This is a genomic window from Xanthomonas albilineans (assembly GCF_002939705.1).
In the GTDB taxonomy this organism is placed as follows: Bacteria; Pseudomonadota; Gammaproteobacteria; order Xanthomonadales; family Xanthomonadaceae; genus Xanthomonas_A; species Xanthomonas_A albilineans.
In genome coordinates this window covers 1-2,309 of the sequence record NZ_MDCB01000058.1, presented here as the reverse complement: position 1 = coordinate 2,309, position 2,309 = coordinate 1, and the positions used below count along the sequence as shown (strand labels likewise).

The 2,309-nt window shown below is 60.4% G+C and carries 1 protein-coding gene; it reads left to right on the top strand.

The annotated features are described in order from the left end of the window. Positions 1-613: 613 nt before the first annotated feature. A partial coding sequence (locus XalbCFBP2523_RS15670) for a methyl-accepting chemotaxis protein (RefSeq protein ID WP_104630007.1) occupies positions 614-2,309 on the top strand: 1,696 nt, incomplete at its 3' end.

The window sequence follows — 2,309 nt, the reverse complement described above, 5'->3', positions numbered from 1 at the left end:
CAGCAGGCGGTGGAGTTGAGCCAGGCGGTGGCGTTGTTCAAGCTCGATGCCTCTGCGGCGCTGCCGCCACGGCAGGGCAAGGCGTCGGTGGCGTCGGTGGTCAAGCCGGTGGCGGTAGCCCCGCGGCGCGAGCGGCCGGCGGCGGCAGTGGAGAAGGATTGGCAGGAGTTCTAAGCCAGGTCGGTGTGGAGGGATGGCGCCGCACGCGGTGCCATCCCGCACGTTGTAACGGATGCCGCATGCGCTGTGCCTGCGGCGTTGTGTGTCGTGCCGATGCCAACGCGATACCGGGATGTTTCCGGAGCAGGCATGCCCCCGAATTTTACGAAAATCGACCGACTCGGTTCGGTGCCTTCGCCGATATAAATTTTTGTATATTTGTGAATGAAAAAGAAATGGCCATGCTGCAGCCTATTAAGTCTGCCTGAGAGGCGCCGATATCTCGGCCAAGCATCGTGAATGGGCTCGCCTATAGTTGGTAGATATAAAAATTTTTTGGCCCATTATTTTTGCATTTACATGTAGATGCGGGTCCAGTTCACTCAGGCGCTGGAATGTCACGCGATTCCTGGGCGATGAATTGCGTCCTTCCCCTTATCAGTGAGAGTCCTTCATGATCGCCTTCCTTCAACGCTATAACGTCGGTACACGTCTCTCCACGGCGTTCGGCATCCTGATTCTACTTTCCTGCACGCTTGTCGTCGCCGGACTTATCACGCTCTTTCAGGCGCGTGGGCGGTTGGATAGTATTGTCAATCGCAACATTGCGGCAATACGTGCATCCAGCGAGATGCTCGACTCGAGTTCGGCCGTCGCCATCAATATCCGCAACATCGTGTTGCCGACCTCTCAGGAGGACAACATCCGTTTCTCCAAAGTGATCGGCCAGCAGCGCGCGCGCTATCTCGCAGCGCGCAAGCGGTTGAGTGAAATTCCCAGTGACGCGCAAAGCCGTGCCGCGTTGGAGGAGATCGACCGCACGCGGGCGATGTCAGTCGAGGTCAATAACCGCGTCATCGATCTGGGCATGAACTACAAACCGGAGGCGGCGTTGGATTTGATGATGACCAAGTCCGTTCCGGTGGTGCAGAAGTGGCAGGATGCCATTGCCGCCTATGCGGATTTGCAGGCTAAACGCAGTAGTGATGCCTATGCTGAGGCGAGCGAGTCGATGGACCGAGGGCGTAATCTGCTTATCGTCGGTGGTGCCCTCGTGGTGCTGGTCAGCAGTCTGCTGGCGTGGTTGATCACGCGCAGTCTGACCATGCCGCTGAATCGCGCGACCCGTGCCGCCGAGGCGATTGCATCGGGCAAGCTGGATAACGACGTGCGGACCGCGGCCAAGGACGAAACCGGCCGGCTGTTGATCGCGATGGATGGCATGCAGCAGCAATTGCGCAGCCTGATCGGTGCGCAGTTGGAAATGGCCAAGCGCCACGATGCCGGCGAGGTCAGTCACCGTATCGATGCGCAGACGTTTCCCGGCGATTACGGGCGGATGGCGGCCGAGACCAATGCGCTGGTGTCCTCGCATCTGGCGGTCAAGACCAAGCTGGCGCAGATCATGGGGCGCTATGCGATCGGCGATCTGAGTCAGGACATGGATCGCCTGCCCGGCGAGGAAGCGGTGTTGAGCAAGACCATGGACGAAGTGAAGGCAAACCTGTCGGCGATGAACGGGCAGATCAAGCAACTGGCTTACTCGGCGGCGCATGGCGACTTCGCCGCGCGCGGGGATGCCGAGCGCTTCCAGTATGACTTCCGGGTGATGGTGGAGAGCCTTAATCGACTGATGTCCACCGCCGATGGCAATCTGCAGTCGTTGTCGGCGTTGCTGCAGGCGATTGCGGCGGGCGATCTGACCGCGCGCATGCGTGGCGAGTTCCATGGTGTGTTCGCGCAGATGCGCGACGATGCCAATGCCACGGCCGAGCAACTGGCCAGCATCGTCGGGCGCATCAAGCAGTCGGCCGGTTCGATCAATGCCGCCGCCAGCGAAATCGCCACGGGTAACGATGACTTGTCGCAGCGCACCGAGCAGCAGGCGGCGAGCTTGGAAGAAACGGCGGCCTCGATGGAAGAGCTGACCTCCACGGTGAAACAGAACGCGGAGAATGCACGCCAAGCCAACCAACTCGCCGTCGGCGCCGCGTCGGTGGCCTCGCAGGGTGGTGCGGTGGTCGGTCAGGTGGTGCAGACCATGACTGGCATCGAGGTGGCCTCGAAGAAGATCGCCGACATCATCAGCGTGATCGATGGCATCGCGTTCCAGACCAATATTCTGGCGCTCAACGCGGCGGTGGAAGCGG